The sequence below is a fragment of the Cognatundibacterium luofuense genome (assembly GCF_018139685.1).
GTDB classification, from domain to species: domain Bacteria; phylum Pseudomonadota; class Gammaproteobacteria; order Burkholderiales; family Burkholderiaceae_D; genus Undibacterium; species Undibacterium luofuense.
This window is the reverse complement of the sequence record NZ_JAGSPN010000004.1, coordinates 17,023-33,984: the sequence shown is the minus strand read 5'-3', so window position 1 is coordinate 33,984 and position 16,962 is coordinate 17,023. Positions and strand designations below refer to the sequence as shown.

The following is a 16,962-nucleotide window of genomic DNA, read 5'->3' as shown; positions in this document are numbered from 1 at the left end:
ACCGCAAGCTCTCTGGGTTGCTTTCCCTCTCGCGGGAGAGTATCTGCTGGCATTTTTTCAAGCCACTCACATCTAAAGAAGGAGATGACGTCTATGACATATACTCCACTGACCCTCGGCAAGGTTAACACGGTGTGGCATATATACTGGTGACACTATGCAAGAGAAAATAACATGACCGATGTTACTTCGTAGAATAATAGGTTTTACTTTAATTGAGTTATTGGCTGTACTGGCCGTTGCTGCCTTTGTTAGTCGCGTCAGTCAAACGTCTGTTCAGACTCACACACGCAAAAATTCTATTTTTAACATAATCAAAATTTTACTTACTGAAAAGCTTGGCCTCTGAAAGGCAAAGTAAATGATCTTTGCACGTGCCATTAATAACATACTGCGTGGCATACTGACCCGATAGAAAAACAAAAAAGCCCTCGAGAAATCAAGGGCTTTTTATGTTCTGGCGGAGAGGGGGGCGTCCATAAGACAGTCCAACAAGTTCCAGCAAAATCAAATTTACTCCAATAAAATCATACACTTATATCGGATTAATATCCAATCGAAACCAACATTTTCCAACCCGTTCTCACTACAAATGGCATACTGAATGGCATACTGGTTTGTGGTAATTTCTTATAGCTGAGGCTGACAATGGCAATACTGACTGATGCAAAAGCACGCAACATCAAGCCCGACTCACCTGCCCTATCACACGGTGGCATTACAGGGCTTTCGTTACTTCCTACGAAGACAAAAGGTTGTGGAAAATGGGTTTTACGATACGTCAGTCCAGTGACTGGCAAAAGAAGGAATGCGGGCTTAGGTAGCTACCCGGAAGTTGGTATCGCCCAAGTTGGCAAAGTCGCGTCAACGATGCGAGAGAAGCTGGCGCAGGGAATTGATCCGCTCGAAGAAAAGGTGGCTGAATCTCAAAAATTAGTCATTCCAACGTTCAAAGAAGCCGCGATCACGCTGCATTCAGAATTACTTCCGGGATGGAAAAATGCAAAACATGGACAACAGTGGATCAACACAGTCACAACCTATGCTTTTCCAAAACTCGGGAAAATGCCATTAGATCAGATCCAACCCCGCCACATCGCTGATACATTACGTCCAGTTTGGGTTACGAAAGCTGAAACAGCTAGTCGCTTGAAGCAAAGGCTCCATGCGGTTATGGCCTGGGGGTGGGCCCATGGTTTTTGCACCTCTAATCCAGTTGACGTTGTCGAACACTTACTGCCACAACAGCCCTCCAAAACGGTTCGGACACAACATCAACCCGCTATGCCATGGATCGATATCCCGGCATTTGTCCAGGAAAAATTAATCGCTTCTGCAAGGTACGACGTTACACGTCCCATGCTTGAGTTCTTGATTTTGACTGCTGCACGCTCGGGAGAGGTCCGGGGAATGAAATGGACTGAAGTCGACTGGGTAAATGCCATCTGGACCATTCCGTCGACACGCATGAAAGCCCAGCTACAACACCGCATACCGTTATCAACTCGCGCATTGGAAATCTTGCGACAGCAGGAGGGGCGCCACGACGAACTCGTTTTTCCATCACCTCGTGACCAAATCGAATTATCAGATATGACGTTAACCAGTTTCCTTCGCCGATGTGAAGCGCCCAGCGATACCGAAGGGCGATTCGCAACTGCCCATGGATTCCGGTCAAGTTTCAGAGACTGGTGTAGTGAACACGGTTACCCGCGTGATTTAGCTGAGCGAGCGTTGGCTCATGTTATACAAAATAAAGTCGAGGCTGCCTATCATCGAACGGATTTACTTGAACAGCGTCGGCCGTTGATGGAGGCATGGTCTACATTCATTGTAAACAGTGTCGATTCTAAGTAGCAAAAATAGACCAACTGGATTTGGTAGCGCTTAATTTTTTAGTGGAGCGTCTTGGATTGTCTACTCAATTCGAGGCGCTACAAGCGACAATTTTTACAGAAAAATAGCTTAAACAAACCGGAATTTCATCCTTAGGGAAGCGCCAATTAAGTTTCTTTTGATTAAATTCATTAAGATAATTCATTAATCTTATTAGACAAAAGATCGAATTATCTCACTTAGACTGAAAGCTTAATTTACACAAAAGCACTCGAACACCAATTCACCTCTAGATTCTTCGGACACATCCATCTTTAAAGATAATCTGCGTTTTCTGAAGAGCATAGAATTAATTTAATCAACTTTTATTATCAAACCGCTCCATCAAAAAATCGCCGAAAAATACAAAAACTTTGTTCCATTAAATCTGAAAATCAAAAAAAACATAATACCTATTCTTATTATCAGAACCACAAAATCAAAGAAAAATAGAAAAAACTCATAAAAAAAATTAATTAAATAAAATAATTAAAAAGTAGGCGCAAATATGCAAAAACATGAAAATAAATTATTTGAAATTATTTTTCATATTATGAAAAACTTGTTAAAATTCCCAATAAGCAACATTAAACTAATCTATGATTTCGCATCAAGCAAAGAAAGTCTTTTCTCGTCACTTAACGACTCAAAAAAAAGAAATGGCATTTTTTCTGGATTAGGCACACTATGCATTTTAGCAATTATTGCTGGGATAATTCTAAATTTGTGGCTAACATCCTTCCCTTACACGTACAATTACTACCAAATAAGTAGTGCATTCACAAAAAATCCCATTTCAACCATAGCAACTCCATTCATAATTATTTTAGCATATATAGCATTTGAAGTATTTACTGGATTATTACTTACAAAAAAAATAATCAATGAATTTAAATTGAATTTTGTCGAAACTTGCATTATCACCTTGCTACTTACTTCGATGGCAATTATTTTTGCAACGATGTCCACAGCAATAGGGGCAATAACTTCCAATTTAATAATTAAATTGCCGATCCAGAGCGAATTCCCCTCAACATTGATAGTAGCCATCTCAACACTTATTGACTTATTCGCAATTTCACTTGGTGCTCTATACTATCTAAACTTTTCATTTAAAAAAATAAAAATAGAATTCGGTATAAATTCGGAATTTGAATTAAAAAGAATAAAATCATCTTTACTTATTTACATGGTCTCACTCTATTCAGCCGTGTATTTAGGGAATTATTTTTCAACACAAGCTCTGATCGAATCTAGCTCGAGAGTTTTAAATGAAAATAATTCTTCAATATCAAACGCAAAGAAGTACCCTATACCTATTGCAGTAAACTATTGCGCATCCAAAGAAAGTAACATTACTTGTTCGATTACATTAGCTCCCAATCGCTATCAAAATTACACACTTTACTCCAACTGGGAAGCTCGCATTGAAGCAGGCAAAGACAAAGATGGAAACATTCCACTTATAATTGCAATCAACTGGCGACCCAACATTGATTCAAAAAACATAATACCTACATTACATTTTGAATCCGGCAAACTAACCGACTTAGAGTTGACCACAACCAAAAATAATGCCTGCGAATTCGAAAAAATGATGGTCTCAAATGAAACCGCAGTGTTTTTTCAGGCATATGGAAGATCTGATGAGAACAATTTCCCTAAGCCGCTGATAGTCCGTATGCGAATAGAATTTCAAGGTATTTTTAAGGAACTGTTGAAAACTGCCTGTAATGCATCCGAACACTGATTTAGGCGAGAATACTCGTCATCGAGAGGTGTTTGATGAGCAAGCAAAGACGTACATTTTCCCCGGAGTTCAGTCAATCGCTTTTTCATACGGCCTCCTATAGGTAGATTCTACATCTTGATCGCACTAATCTGGGGAGCAGATCGTTACGTCTGCAAGCTCTTTACGTAATAGCCGAACCCATTTATCCATGGTCGATTTGCCCACATTCATTGCTTGAGCGGCTTTGGCAACGGAATAGCCTTGATTCAGTACAAGCTGCGCACACTCAAGACGGAATTCAGGACTAAATGTTATTCATCATGTCACCCAATTGCTTACGAGGTGCAGCATAACACCTCTAATCAGGTGGACAAATTCAGTAAGCCACTACACTATCACTGAATTTTGATATTTTCATGAAGAATCTCCTACGCTGATAGTACGAGAAAATTCTACTTTTAGCGTCTGTTAATTTTCGGAATGATTACCGTTTGACTCCAACACTTACAATTTTTGGAAATCCATCAAAAACAATGACTGGAGTTACTTCAGGAAATACAGATGCAATTAATTACACTTCCAGTATAAAAACTGTTGTGCAGTTTGAAATTACATCAAGATATGTGATGGTATCAATCCCGGAAAATCAATATGATAAATCGAATAACTATAAAGATACCTTAACACTTCCTGTATCTTATTAAGAAGAAGCACTGTAAGGTGCTTTTTTATTGCCTAAACGTTCCACCACTTTCATCAAACCCTTCCAACAGTTCATGAACCCTCATGACTTCATCAAGTATTGGTTGAACATTATGTCTTTCACCCAGCACTTGATAAATTCCATCATTTAAATAGTAGGCTCTGAAGATGTGATGCGGCACATCTGTTTCTTCTGGCTTGTTCAATATTAGGCTTGGGAATATATTTCCTACAATCCCACCTACAAGATCAATCCACCCAAGCTAACAAATATAAAGACAGCACGTGCTTGCTTTGACTTATTTAAAATAAAGCATTAGACATTCAGGTTTTACTTAAATCAAAGATTTATTCTAAATTTTGTTAAGTGGAATAATCGTATCTGCAATCTTTTTTGCAGCCCACATTTCTTCTCGCCCAACGATGACCAAAAGCATTTGTTCCGAATCAACAAGATGCCGTCGCCAACTGCTTAAATCTTTCGCCGAAGGAGAAGGTTTATCCTCCGGATGAGTGTGCCATTCACCCAAGTATTGCAACGTTCCTGAAGATCGAATAAAGGCCTCATCAACAACGGTCTGGTGGTGAGAACCACGCCTGTCGACTGAATAACGACTACGAATATCTCCATTACCAGGTTCAGAAATATCCTGAACAACTAAATGCGGCCCTCGTCGTTCACCGATAAGTACTCCTGCCGCTTCTTTACTATTCCAATGCAACTGACGATACACTAGCAATCGAGTTACAACGGTGGGCATGATCACCAGCAGATGGCCATTGTTATCTTTAAATGTCAGCTCAAAATCAACCATAACAAATCCCGCATTTAGGCTGACGAGATAAGTGACGAGATGACCTTGATCGGCTACCGTCAAACATATGTTCGCTGTAGGTCCAAGGCCTTTCAGGCTCTAGAGAAGCCAGTACGGCCTCTTGCATCATACTGGCAGTAATCACGCTAACCGCAGCATCATAAGGCGTATAAGTACTACCACAACTGATGTGTCGTTCTGATTTGTGATCGATGTCTTTAAAACGCAAATCAACGCCGTCTTGATTATAGAAAGTAGGGTCGGCTTGCAAGCAGCCATAGCAACAATGGCCATCATCAACAATCACCTTCGAGGATCGACCGTTTCCATCGTTGAACCCATGGACAACGATAGGCCTTTGCTCGCTAGACATAGAATTGATTAGCTTGGCAAGGCGCTTTGAGACAGGGGGACGGCCTGTGGCATCGATAACAATATCATATCTTCTTAGATGCTCCGTCGTGATCGGAAAGGAGAGAGGGATTCCTTCTATTTGGCTTGCAAGGTGAATGGTCGATTTGAGATTTTCAGCCAATGCAACGGCTTTATTTTGCCCAAAATGGGTTACTGTAAGTGCATGCCGCCCATAATTTTGTGGGCCAAACGTATCGCCATCATAAAGGTGAAAATTACCTTTGCCGCATCCAGCTCCTGCGCGAAGTAATAGGCCAGATAAATAGCCACCGATTGTGCCGCAACCAATAAGCGCAATCCGTTTCCCACTCAAATCACCAACTTCTGGCCTTGGTCGATTACGGGTCAAGATCGTTTTTCGATCAGCTCTGGTAACGCTAAGGCGATCAAACTTGTTGCATGAGGTTTTGCCTGATAAGCCAGTAGCTAAAGCATTATGCTTAACAGTCCGCCCAGTCCCTTTTTGACGACTTTTCTTAACCGAATAGCTGCCCAATGCAGTCGCTTTAAGATTAAACTCTACGTAAAGGGCGACCATATCTTGATGAAGAACGTCGAGCAGTAACAAATGACGCTTAACAGGATTAGTAACAAAATGCTCAAGAATTCGAATCAGAGCCGCGCGATCCACTTCCGATAACCATTCAAACACCGATTTTAAATCTTCAGGAGGCCACGAGACTCCAGCCAAACGAGAAGGCTTAATTTTAAAACCGCGAGTAAGGATTCGAGCGCTGTCGCTGTCCATCAAACTCCTTTGCTTAAGCCATATCTTGCATTCCGATTCATGGCTCGCATGGTAGGCGACCCATTCTTCATTCTCTTTACTTATAGGACGTGCTTTATTAGGTTCGGCAATAGCGACTAAGCACTGCAAATTTTGTCCTTCTTCAGCCTCCGATAGCAGATATACCGTTTTGTCGCCTAACCAATATGACGAAAACTCTCCCTCCAGTTCTACATCATCAGGAGTACCTTCAACAACAGAAGAAACAGAACTATCGAGTGTCAGCTGAATTTGTTGATCAACTTGATGATAGGTCCCATCTAGATCATTGGGGTTCCAATCCGCTTCCATCTCTTCGACGTAGCATAGATACCATCCAAAATTAATATGCGGTAATAAACAACCGCGGTATTGCTCAGGGCTATTTAAAACATATGCATCGGGTAATTCAATGTGAGGATCGCCACTGAAACTCAAAGCAATCTTGAATGCTCCGCCTGCTGTGCTGTATTCCTTAACATAGAAACCTGTAGCTTTGTCATGGATGAGCAATGGATTTTTCTGCGGAAGATGCTGAGTTTTGGTATAGCGATAGCCGCAACCCAGCAAGATTTGATGCATTTGACTTGACACGTGGGATTAACCGCTAGACATCGTTGCACTAATACGCTTGGATTGATCGCCTACACTTGGATCATTCTTAAACGCAGGAGCTGATTGCTTATTAACGATCAAATCGCTTTTTGTTACACGCTGACCAAATGCACGATTAATCACTTTCAGTGCGAGCTCTTTCGTCGCAGAGCGTTCAGCCTCAACCAAGATCTCCTTTAATTCATGAAGTTTACCCATAATTTGCTGCTCACGTTCTCCATGCTCACTGAAGTGAGGGAAAAGCAGTTTTTCATCTGTATGGTCAGGGCTTTCTATACCGTTGCTGAATTCGCTGGGAAGATGCGTCGCAATCAACAACATCGTTGCACCAAAATCACCACTGTCATGTGGAAGACGATCTAGAATATTTACAGTAGCAGCCATGAGTGAAATAGATGAAGGTCCTCCACTATCCCACTGAGCATCGCGCCAAGATTTCATGAAGCGGCATGTTTTGCGCAGGTGGCGGCCAATACGTCCACAACTTTCATTAAACCAATCCTCAACAATTTTGGGATCACTCTTACACCATTTTTGTTCACCATCGCGTAAAGCAAGGTTTACCGAGTTTGAATCCAATTCGTAGGCCGCACGATTGCTCATCCATGCATCAGCGCGCGCGTCAACAGAATCGAAAGCCGTTTCATGGAATGACGCCAAAGCCACTTGTTTCTGTAAAAATTGATCTTCAGGAATGGCATACATTGGAACATCAATGTGCGTATTTTTAGCGGGAATTCTGATGCGAGCACAGGTTCGTTTAGCTTCAAATTCCCAGCCTTTATTTTCGGCAACAAGTGATTGCAGTGATGAATCGACTAGAAGCAAGAGAAGCCGATGGCCAATTACCGGCTTATCCTCGAAAATAGCCATAGGCAGATAGGCTCCATCATCAATATCCATCTCTTGAGGTGGTGTGTTGTAGGGGTTATTGAGGGTGTTATACTGAAAACTACCTTGCGTCCAAAACCTTGGGGTTAACTCTAAAAACGCTGTGCGTGTTTGCTCATCCATATTCTTAATCAAAAGAGCGATTTCTTCCTGAGCCATTGGTGATAAATGGCGAAGCCGAGTTGTTGCAAGCTCGACTTTGAAGCTTTCCATAGAAAGAGCTACAAGAGTCTTGTTTTTAGCTAGCTTTTTAGCTTCTTCAAAAACCTCTTTGGTTCGAGTACGAACACGACTGCGTAACTCTTTAAGCATCTGGGTTCGTTCATCAGTCAGTGTCAATTTACTGATGAGCCCGTCCGCACGGTCAGTGTAATAATTGTGAAAATTATAAGTCACGATTTACTCCCTATGGGCAGATTCACTACGTTTGAAAGGAGCCGCGGGATGCGCAAAAAAGCTCTGCAGCTTGAGGTTTTTAGTGAATTTGTCAGTTGCTAACTGCTTGCCACGACTGGCAAGATTGCGAAGGCTACTTTCACTCGCATTATCAAGGGTGATATCGGACGCAGCTTCGTTGGGAATCGTATCATCCAAATATACGTAGTTTTCTAAAGCGTCTGCAGACCTAAGTTCACGCAGTAACATTGCTTTATGAAGTAACTGATTAGCTGTCATTGTCGTTAAAACTAGGCGCTCGCCAACGCCCCACAATCCCAAGTATCCATTGTTGCTTGTCGATCCCAAAGCAGCAGGGCTCACGGTATATTCTTCACCTAATGTGCCAATATTTAATATCTGTACATCACTTACTGAAGCATTGGGAAAATCCGACCCCATATCGCGGAACACTTCATGTAACCCAATAAAGCTTGGATTGTTGGCGACTAAACCACCATCGGCAAAATATGCATCTAGGTCGGCACAATAATGCGGTGCAAAATAGGTCGGAGCAGCTGAGGTAGCCATTGCAGCATCGACCAGCTTGAGGCGTCCATCCCTATTAAATTGTGGGTTGTGCGGGGTCTTAAAAAATTGAGGCTTACCAGTAGATAAATTTACCGCTGGAATCATAACGCGACGATTTAGATCATTAAAGGCTGTGTCTGCTCCAATCATGCTAACTACAGCGTTTAGTAACGGTTGGCTACTATATCGTGGGCTGAATGCCGCACGTATTTTTTTTAACCATGATGATTGTGCAGGAAAAATCAGTGGCGCTTGCTTTCGGAAAACAGCTTCTAACTCTCGTGCACTTTTCCCCGCTGCTAAACCTAACGCTAAGATGCCGCCGATAGATGTACCAGTAATAAGGTCAAAGTAATCGCCAGCTTTGACTTCTTTTTGACCCGTTGTTTCTTCGATTATGCGTTCTATTTCAGCAAGTACATTGATGGTAAAAAGTCCTCTGGCGCCGCCGCCATTGAGGCTTAATATTTTGATGCAATCATTTTTTTCTGACATATAAGCCCCAATTTAGCTTTCTATATGGCTAATTTGGGGATGGTTACTGAAAATTCAATACCTTGCTTGAAGTAAGGTCTATTTCGCAAGAATCTACGCTATGTTCCATCATCAGCAGCGTCAACATGCCTTATGACTCATATACTTATGTGGTTTGTGCGAAGATTTTCTTGGTTTAGACTGCCCCTCCTGATGGCGATAGGTATGGCTGGTTATGAGTAATAATGCCTCCTTCAGTATGAGACTTGCACTTGAAGTCAATAGCAGCACTGGAAGTATGCGTTTTAAAACCGTATGAGCGTACGAATGATTAATTCGGCGTCCCTCTGGCAAGGGCTCATCTGATATCGCCGCAAGGCATGCTAAAGCCTGTAAGTTGTCGCACAATATCTTAGCTGCAAAGTCCTGCATCACGGCCAATTGAGACAAGCCAGACACATGTTCTAGGCTTAGACGATGCTTTAATCGTTTAAAGGCCTCCTCGATGCGCCAGCGATGATGATAAAGCTCACCGAACTCGACGCAAGGAAAGGCGCGTGCATCCAGTAAGTTAGTCATCAATACACGAATGGCACCATCTGATGTAACAATACGCACAAGACGCACTTCTTGCCCTGTTGAAGGGCAACCGTAATCAGTAACATCCTTTTGATTTGGTGCGCCCAGCCTAACGACTGCCTCATCATTGCCAGAACGTATAAAATCGCGTACGCAGTTAAAACCGCCCTTATCAGCGCGGTCTACTCTCATGCAAAAGTGAACTCCTGCTTGATTTAACGCAGCGACCAACCATCTCGCTTGATAGCCGCGGTCAAGCAAAAGAATATCGTCAACACTCAGTTTTTCCAAATGTTCAAACAGCATTTGACGTTCACCCACGCTAACATCATATAGTGTTGCAGCTAACGTCATTTCTACGCCGGGTAGAAATAATGCAAACGCGTTTTGCTCTGTAGTGGCCGCTCGGGGTACATGACTTGCTCGTAAGCCGAAGCGCAGATTGGAAGCATCTGCAGCAACCAACCTCAAACCACGCCATCTAGGTACAAGGCCTGCCGCATCAACTTGCTGAATAAACCAATCATTGAGTTTAGGAATGGCGGCACCAGACAACTTGGCTCGTGCTTGAGCAAAAGCCTGCTCGGAAACGTGATGAACTAACTGAGCTTGTTGTCGGAGGTGTGCAAAAAATTGATCTAATTCGGCTCGCACGCTCATGCGCATGCCGCTAACCATCACAGCAATCAAGCTAGGCAAAGGTAATTTGCCACCTTTTCGGGTAAATGCTGTAGGGTATTCTGAGTGCCGTGCAGTTTCACGAAATAAGTCGGACTGTAAGTGTTCCGCAAAATTGCGGAACACTTCGATATGACAAGACATATGGCTTCTCTCTGGACAGGCGTAGCCCGCCGCATTGCGGTTCGAAAGGGCGAGAGAAGGCGCAAGCGTAGAAACGCTTGACAGTCCAATCTAGAAAAGCCAATATGTCTGTGACAGTCCGCCAAGAATTGTCATCAGGCCCCCGAGTCGTTCAGCGTCAACTGATCGATAGTTCGGGGGTTTGTCTTTTCTGCTCTCACAAAATTAAATAATCGCTCTTAAGGCGTTTTCGAATTACATCTCGGTCTCCGACGTTAATTCAGATAGATTAATTTTCGGGTTGATGGGCATTTGCCTGCTCAGCAAGCCAGCGCTCCACTTCTGGGCGTAGAAACAATCTCCGTCTGTAAACCTCCCCTAATCAGTGCCAGGTATTACCAGAGTTTTGAGGCTGATGGAACAGTCGGTATTCAACAGGTGTCATCCCGTTGAGTGAATCATGCGGGCATTGCTCGTTGTAATCGGTCATCCATTGTTCCGTTCGCTCTTTCACCTCCTGCAAACTCCTGAACACGTACATATCCAGCACACCTTGTCGGTAACTGCGGTTAAAACGTTCAATGAAACCATTTTGCATTGGCCTGCCCGGCTCAATAAATTCCAGATGAATCCCATGCTTTTGCGCCCAGTCCGCAAGGCTTGCTGATATAAATTCCGGCCCGTTATAGAAGACTTGATAAGGTGGCCATATGGATGGCTCATTTTTATCCATATTCATTCCTTTGCTAGATAATAATTATCAGGTAGCAAGATAAGAAAAAAGCACCCGAAGGTGCTTTTAGGCAATGATAGTTCCACTGTAAATGAAATTATCCGCAATCTCTGCATAAAATTCCATTATTTCTTTATGCAGTTGTGTAAGCATCTTTGGAATTTCATGAGCATCTGGTTCAGGAATGATATCAATTAGCAAAAATTTCTTACTGCCATCATTTACATAAACCAATGAACGATTGCTTGTTCTTCTAGAGCATCTTTCCCAATTTTTATCCCATTTTTCTTTTTGCTCAATATCTACTATTGGAACCAAATGAACATGCATTAACACATTTTTTTGTCCATTTACATGAGGCTTTTCATATGGAACATCTTTTCCGAATTCATAAACTTCATCTTCACCCTTTGGACCTAAACTTTTCCAATCAACAAAGAGATTACGGAATTCTTCTAAATCTAAACCTGCATTTGAAAAGACGCCTTCAATTATTTTTGTTGTTTTAACATCAACCAAGATCAATATCTCTTTTTGATATTGGAATATCGTTCATAGAATGCTGCGGAACTAAACTCTGAAGAAGTTTCAATTCCAGCAAACAACCTCTTTCTTGATTCAGAAAGAACAGGAACAGCTCTTCCCTTTACTTCAGGCTTTACTTTCTTTCCTTGCAGGAGGAAACCATTCATTCCAGCATATGCCATTTTTTTCATAGCAATCACCTATTAAATAGAATTTCTCACGTTCCTTATACCACTATCGGCATCACCAATCAACCATGACTGATCCCACTAGGGCTGAGTGTTCGGACCGCTCCGTCGTGTCCTTCTGGCTGCCACAGACCACAGCTTGCTGTGTGTCTGGCTCCTCATCAGAGCAAAACAACCTATGAAAAACCTATAAAAAATCTACCTAAAACCAACTTTTTTTAAAAATCATCAACTTAGAGTTACTCTATTGCCAATAAACGACATTTTGCCGATACCTAGCACCACAAGCATCCTCTGCCCCGGCATTCGCCGGGGCAGATCTATTGCACTGAGAACAGACGGCACGCCATCGCTCAGACCAATTTCCGAACAGCTACCACGTCTGAATGTGACCGCATTAAAATAGTTAGAGCGAGTCTGCATCGTTCAACTCTATCACTATAAATTCACCGTCCGCAAACCAATCGCTATCCTTAATTCTCCTCAGCGCAGCCGCCGGATCAGAAGACCAAAGCACAAGAGAAAGCGATTCCATCGCCCGACTACAGGTGACATACAGGAGGCGCAGGGATCGGTCGATGGTCGTCTCCTTTCCCTTCTCCAAGTTCTCCAAGTCCGATTTGCTGGGCTGAACGCCCCCAAAAATCTTGTCATAAGAAATCTGGTTGCCTCCGGCCAGCTTATCGTCCATCACAACCATGACATGAGGGAACTCCGAGCCCTTGACCACCTGGTGAGTTGCGAGCACCGAATTACCTGCGAGGTAAGTGCGATACTTCTGCAATTGACCCCACGGGCTGGCGAATAGCGCACACCATCCCCGCCGCATACGGTCCTTTTTGGACTCTTCTTCTCCACGTCCGGGAGCCGGAAGTGCCGGAGACTTGTCAGCAAAGGCTTCCGAAAGACGATAGTCAACCTCGAACAGCTCTGCCTCCAAGACCGGCTTGAGAACTTGCTCCACAGTTGCTCCCGGTGCCGTGCATGCAGCACCAAAGGCGGTAATGGCTTGAAGCATCGCCGCCACACGATTCGCGCGCTCAACCTCATTCTCTGGCAAGTTCTCGAGCCGACCAAAACGGAGAAAGACTTCGGTGGCCTTGAATTCATCTACGGCACCATTGGCACCGATACAGGCTTCCAACTGAGCAAGTTCGTTCAGAAGCAATTGAACAGGAGTTGGTCCTTTGTTCTCACCACTCCCTGTAGGCGCGGCAGAATTCGGATCGAGCAGTACCATGGCGCCGTACACCTCAAGGAACGAGCCACGAGTTGCAACGAGCTTGTGCTCCAGGGCGAGAAGCTGATAACGACCTTGGCGCCAAGCGGCATCCCCCGTCACCTGCAACATCTTTTCTGCACACCAACGCTCGCCTGCGAGTTTCTGATCTGCAGAGCAAAAAGTGTCACCAACAAAGAGCCGCACCACTCCACCAGCTTTCTCTGTTCGCGGATGCTGAGCCACACCATTGGCCGGCTGTGTTCTGCCATCAAGCTTGGATTCCCATATCTTGTTGATGAGCTCGACGATTCGGCGTTGACTGCGATGATTCATTTGCAGTTCCGGCATAGCCCATCCAGCCGGAATAAGACTGGGAAGGTCTGAGTGACCATCGGTGTAAATACGCTGCCGATGATCGCCAAGCAGCCCGAGTGTGAGACCGCTCCCCCTGGGCTCCGCTAAACTCATCAAGGCATCCAGCATGCCCTTCATCGTGTCTTGCGACTCATCTATAAGAATGATGGGATTGCGATCCTTCAGAATGGTTTGCAGCGTTGGTCGATTCAATAACAGCCAAGCTGTCGCGTCCAGCACATGCTTGTGGGCGAGCGCACCGGCACCATAAGTGTCTCGATCAGGGTGATAGATAAATACGTCGGTCAGTTTGAATGCCTCAATGTCGGCTTTGATTTCATCCAAGTCCCGCTGCTTCGCGGCGGTGATTCCCCTCGGCTTAGCCGTCGCTTCTGCAGTTTCCCTTTCGAGTTGAGCCTCCTTAACGGCGACAAGCGCAGCACGGATGTCGTCGTTGAAGCCGCTAATAAGCTCCCAGCAAAACGCGTGAATCGTGGAAACGCCAACTAAATCGTTGTCCCCGAGGCGGCCGTTGATGACCGCGACAGCGTTTTTCGTGTAGGTGACTACACGTACTGAGCGGCCGTACATTCGCAGTCGCCGCGCGAACTGGCCACCTTTTTCATGGTCAACAATACCCGTCATCCGACGTAACACCTCGACCAGGGTACGTGTCTTTCCAGAGCCTGCCCCGGCAAAGAGGAAGTAACTGCGCGGAGGCTCGTCGGTAAGATATCCGCAGATTTCCTCGACGACTCCAGCATCGCGCTCATTCTCCTCAAAAATAAGGGCCGCGCTCATGCCACCACTTCCTTGTTGGGTTCGAGCTGTTCTTGTAACCAGGCTAAGGCATCTGCAATGTACTTCGGGCAGACAATTGGCTCGTTAGCGGATAGTTTTTCAAAAACACTTGCAGCAAGCTCCCCCTTTTTGAGCGAACCGTGCATTACTTTATGCAGCGCGGTAACCATCTCAGCAATGTTATTAGCACCGGCTGCAGCTTTCGCTACTGCGCCAAGTGCACCGGTTGGTAGTTCGATGTCCTCGTCGTCCTCCGCCACCGTCTCTTCCATAAGCCCTTTGAACCACGGTATGTTCGTGAGAACCAGCGAATCCTCAAAGGAGCTCGGCCAGTTACCATCGGCTTCAACAACTGGCAACTGCCAAGCGAATCGCACGAAACATCCTTCAATCTCGTTCCATACCAAGTGGGCGTCGGTCGGCTTCTTAAAGTCGTCAAGCATCTTGAGCTTCGGATGCCAGCCGCGAAGCGTAGGGTTACCACACCGAAGGTCTGCTTGACCGATGTTGGCAACCGCAACGAGCTTCTTGGTTGGGTCCCCATTTTTTTTAGGTTTGCCTTCCTGCTCTTCGCAAGGATCGATATCAGTGATGATAACAGCCGGAATCCGAAGCCTTTCAACTAGCGGCTTAAGTCGATGAGCATGACTTCCTCCGATATCAAGAAAGGATACATACCTACTGCTCAACTCTTTGAAATCTCGTTCCATGAAGAGAGGAATGAGCATACGTTCGGCTACGCCCTCGACAAAAATGGCTGCATTGGCGAACAACAAGTCGGTGTGCTGAACGCGGAAGTATCGCTCCGCAAACTGGCGCGTCTTCTTGTCATCACCGAAAACTTGTCCAAGATTGACCACTTCAGTCGTAGGCATCGGGTTCGCCACACTCTTTGCAATACGCCGGACGTAGCGAAGGCGGTCAAAGTCCTCAGCATGCGCGAGATGGCTTGAATGGGTGCTGATAAGTAGTTGGCTCTTGAGCGCAGAAGCGTCTGCTTCTGTCGGGCTGATAAGCTTGTGCGCCTTGTCTGGGAAAATGCGCTGCACCTGGACATGAAGATGTGCCTCAGGCTCCTCAATCATCACCAGGTGAACCGGCGCAGGTGCGCCCTTCTCAGGCCTTAGTCGGGCGGCCTTAAAGGAGACTAACTGATAGCTGAGTGACTGGAGGTTCTGATAACCAAGTCCAATGGAGTGTTCAGGGAGAAGTTCTTCAAGCGATTCCTTCTGCATACTGTACTGAACTGCAGTCCCATGGTCTAACAAGTCAGCAGTCTGGATACGTGTACGGAATCGAATTTCCTGTGGATCGTTAAGGCCCGGGTATCCGAGGACTTTCACCGCCTCAACCGAATCGGCAATAGCTTCATGAATTTTCTTATCTAGGTCTCTCTGCGCCTCCGCTACGGCCTTAAATAGGTCCGCTCGTTGACTATGCCCTGTGCTGGCAACGTTCAAGTGCTGACGTGCGAACTTGAGGAGTTGATTGGAGAACATACCAACTCGATGAGGACCCGATGCAGAACGCGACTCAGCTTCCTCACTACCTAGGCCACGCTGAGCGGCCACGAAATCCACCCGAATTACGCTGGACAGGTGCTTCCGTTCAATGGGGGTGGCATCTGCAGCAAGGGCGTGGGTGGCGTAGGTCTTGGATGAGGTTATAGGGTTGTTTTCTGCATTCAGCTTGTATGCTCGAACTTGACCGAGCTTCGAAGGCTCGCGGAGCCAAAAATCCAGAAGGTCTATAGGCCACGCCAGCGAGTCCGCTCCCATATCCTTCACTGGTTCTCGTGCCGTTCGATATCGCCAGGCCAGTTGCTTTAGTTCTTCAAGGGTAGATGCTGGCTCCAAGCGCAGGCGAACGCCCACAGGGCCTCCTGTCCAACTGAACTTGGACAGGAAGGGGGCGACGTAGTGGTACATGCCTGCTTCCGCATCGAACCAAAGGTCCAAAGTAGGCATGGTAGAAAGAAGAACTTGAAGCGCTTGCTTCCATTTCTCTTCGTCTCCAGCGACGGTTAGAGGATCCTCTGTCAGAGCTTCCCACTCCTTGCCAATAGCCCTCAATTTTGGCCATTGCGACAGGCTGATGTCAAAGGCGCCAAAAGGCGAACCTTCCGCAAGAAAGTGACGGAGAGCAGCGAGTATCGCAGTCTTCCCACTGTTGTTCGCTCCGACCAGAATGGTGGTTTTCTTATCGACATCCAGCTGAACCTTACCCAATCGTCGGAACTGGCACAGCTCAATGAACCGAAGTGTAATGTCTCCGGGAGACGAGGTGGCGGAAACCGAGTTTGACATTGATAAACCTTTCAGATCGCAAGTAACAAGGTACCATTAGGCGTCGAGCACCTAGCTTAAAATCAATCATGTACTACTTTAACAACAGGAAAATACTGCCCAAACGAGAGCTGTAAGGTCTTCGATTCTCGATTTCTCGCACTTATTCTGACGTAGTTATGACATCACTCTTAGCTGTGATATTCGAGGTAATAGCTATGCCA

14 protein-coding genes and 2 pseudogenes are annotated in these 16,962 nt (G+C 45.2%); 4 read left to right on the top strand and 12 right to left on the bottom strand.

The genetic code is table 11. From position 1 onward, the window contains the following. Window positions 1-181: 181 nt before the first annotated feature. The 3 genes from KDM89_RS22955 (at window position 182) to KDM89_RS06960 (ending at window position 3,625) form a co-directional block, all read left to right on the top strand. The gene (locus KDM89_RS22955; RefSeq protein WP_212687233.1) at window positions 182-349 is read left to right on the top strand and encodes a prepilin-type N-terminal cleavage/methylation domain-containing protein; all 168 of its coding nucleotides are present in this window, start codon (window positions 182-184) and stop codon (window positions 347-349) included. Window positions 350-648: 299 nt separating this feature from the next. Continuing rightward, a complete protein-coding gene (locus KDM89_RS06965; RefSeq protein WP_212687232.1) occupies window positions 649-1,857 on the top strand; it encodes a tyrosine-type recombinase/integrase in 1,209 nt (402 codons plus the stop codon). A 526-nt stretch (window positions 1,858-2,383) separates the two neighbouring features. Beyond that, a complete protein-coding gene (locus tag KDM89_RS06960; protein WP_212687231.1) occupies window positions 2,384-3,625 on the top strand; it encodes a hypothetical protein in 1,242 nt (413 codons plus the stop codon). 159 nt (window positions 3,626-3,784) lie between these two features. On the opposite strand, the pseudogene KDM89_RS06955 reads toward KDM89_RS06960, so the two are convergent. Then, window positions 3,785-3,922 (bottom strand): annotated as a pseudogene (locus tag KDM89_RS06955) (transposase); the annotation flags it as partial. Between the two features lie 176 nt (window positions 3,923-4,098). Between KDM89_RS06955 and KDM89_RS06950 the strand changes: the two are divergent. Then, window positions 4,099-4,311, top strand: coding sequence for a hypothetical protein (locus KDM89_RS06950; RefSeq protein WP_212687230.1), 213 nt, complete (start codon window positions 4,099-4,101; stop codon window positions 4,309-4,311). Between the two features lie 24 nt (window positions 4,312-4,335). On the opposite strand, the gene KDM89_RS06945 is transcribed toward KDM89_RS06950, so the two are convergent. The 11 genes and pseudogenes from KDM89_RS06945 to KDM89_RS06895 all read right to left on the bottom strand — a co-directional run bounded on the left by KDM89_RS06945 (window position 4,336) and on the right by KDM89_RS06895 (window position 16,759). Next, window positions 4,336-4,515, bottom strand: coding sequence for a hypothetical protein (locus KDM89_RS06945; protein ID WP_212687229.1), 180 nt, complete (start codon window positions 4,513-4,515; stop codon window positions 4,336-4,338). 147 nt (window positions 4,516-4,662) lie between these two features. Next, entirely contained in the window at window positions 4,663-5,124 is a 462-nt protein-coding gene (gene cap3, locus KDM89_RS06940; protein ID WP_212687228.1) for a CBASS system CD-NTase/cGAS isopeptidase Cap3, read from the bottom strand. Beyond that, window positions 5,117-6,886 carry an E2/UBC family protein gene (locus tag KDM89_RS06935; RefSeq protein WP_212687227.1) on the bottom strand — a complete coding sequence of 590 codons (1,770 nt, stop codon included), beginning with the start codon at window positions 6,884-6,886 and terminating at the stop codon, window positions 5,117-5,119. Before KDM89_RS06935 ends, cap3 begins: the two co-directional genes overlap by 8 nt. An 18-nt stretch (window positions 6,887-6,904) precedes the next feature. Next, window positions 6,905-8,206 carry a CBASS cGAMP synthase gene (locus tag KDM89_RS06930; protein ID WP_329604628.1) on the bottom strand — a complete coding sequence of 434 codons (1,302 nt, stop codon included), beginning with the start codon at window positions 8,204-8,206 and terminating at the stop codon, window positions 6,905-6,907. 3 nt (window positions 8,207-8,209) lie between these two features. Next, on the bottom strand, window positions 8,210-9,271 hold the full coding sequence (locus KDM89_RS06925; protein ID WP_212687226.1) for a CBASS cGAMP-activated phospholipase: 1,062 nt from the start codon (window positions 9,269-9,271) through the stop codon (window positions 8,210-8,212). A gap of 120 nt (window positions 9,272-9,391) precedes the next feature. Then, the gene (locus KDM89_RS06920) at window positions 9,392-10,651 is read right to left on the bottom strand and encodes an IS4 family transposase (protein WP_212687225.1); all 1,260 of its coding nucleotides are present in this window, start codon (window positions 10,649-10,651) and stop codon (window positions 9,392-9,394) included. 361 nt (window positions 10,652-11,012) lie between these two features. Further along, a pseudogene (locus tag KDM89_RS06915) lies at window positions 11,013-11,315 on the bottom strand (integrase core domain-containing protein); the annotation flags it as partial. 114 nt (window positions 11,316-11,429) lie between these two features. Then, a complete protein-coding gene (locus tag KDM89_RS06910) occupies window positions 11,430-11,882 on the bottom strand; it encodes a type II toxin-antitoxin system YafO family toxin (RefSeq protein WP_212687223.1) in 453 nt (150 codons plus the stop codon). A gap of 2 nt (window positions 11,883-11,884) precedes the next feature. Continuing rightward, window positions 11,885-12,079, bottom strand: a complete 195-nt coding sequence (locus tag KDM89_RS06905) for a hypothetical protein (RefSeq protein WP_212687222.1) — start codon at window positions 12,077-12,079, stop codon at window positions 11,885-11,887. A gap of 403 nt (window positions 12,080-12,482) precedes the next feature. Further along, on the bottom strand, window positions 12,483-14,453 hold the full coding sequence (locus KDM89_RS06900; protein WP_212687221.1) for a UvrD-helicase domain-containing protein: 1,971 nt from the start codon (window positions 14,451-14,453) through the stop codon (window positions 12,483-12,485). Further along, window positions 14,450-16,759 (bottom strand): AAA family ATPase, encoded by a 2,310-nt coding sequence (locus KDM89_RS06895; protein WP_212687220.1) that lies wholly within the window; start codon window positions 16,757-16,759, stop codon window positions 14,450-14,452. Before KDM89_RS06895 ends, KDM89_RS06900 begins: the two co-directional genes overlap by 4 nt. Window positions 16,760-16,962: the final 203 nt, after the last annotated feature.

Coding starts and splice junctions, on each gene's coding strand:
- cap3 (WP_212687228.1), bottom strand. CDS start 5,124: ATGGTTGATTTTGAGCTGACATTTAAAGATAACAATGGCCATCTGCTG.
- KDM89_RS06960 (WP_212687231.1), top strand. CDS start 2,384: ATGCAAAAACATGAAAATAAATTATTTGAAATTATTTTTCATATTATG.
- KDM89_RS06900 (WP_212687221.1), bottom strand. CDS start 14,453: ATGAGCGCGGCCCTTATTTTTGAGGAGAATGAGCGCGATGCTGGAGTC.
- KDM89_RS22955 (WP_212687233.1), top strand. CDS start 182: ATGTTACTTCGTAGAATAATAGGTTTTACTTTAATTGAGTTATTGGCT.
- KDM89_RS06925 (WP_212687226.1), bottom strand. CDS start 9,271: ATGTCAGAAAAAAATGATTGCATCAAAATATTAAGCCTCAATGGCGGC.
- KDM89_RS06905 (WP_212687222.1), bottom strand. CDS start 12,079: ATGAAAAAAATGGCATATGCTGGAATGAATGGTTTCCTCCTGCAAGGA.
- KDM89_RS06895 (WP_212687220.1), bottom strand. CDS start 16,759: ATGTCAAACTCGGTTTCCGCCACCTCGTCTCCCGGAGACATTACACTT.
- KDM89_RS06965 (WP_212687232.1), top strand. CDS start 649: ATGGCAATACTGACTGATGCAAAAGCACGCAACATCAAGCCCGACTCA.
- KDM89_RS06935 (WP_212687227.1), bottom strand. CDS start 6,886: ATGCATCAAATCTTGCTGGGTTGCGGCTATCGCTATACCAAAACTCAG.
- KDM89_RS06920 (WP_212687225.1), bottom strand. CDS start 10,651: ATGTCTTGTCATATCGAAGTGTTCCGCAATTTTGCGGAACACTTACAG.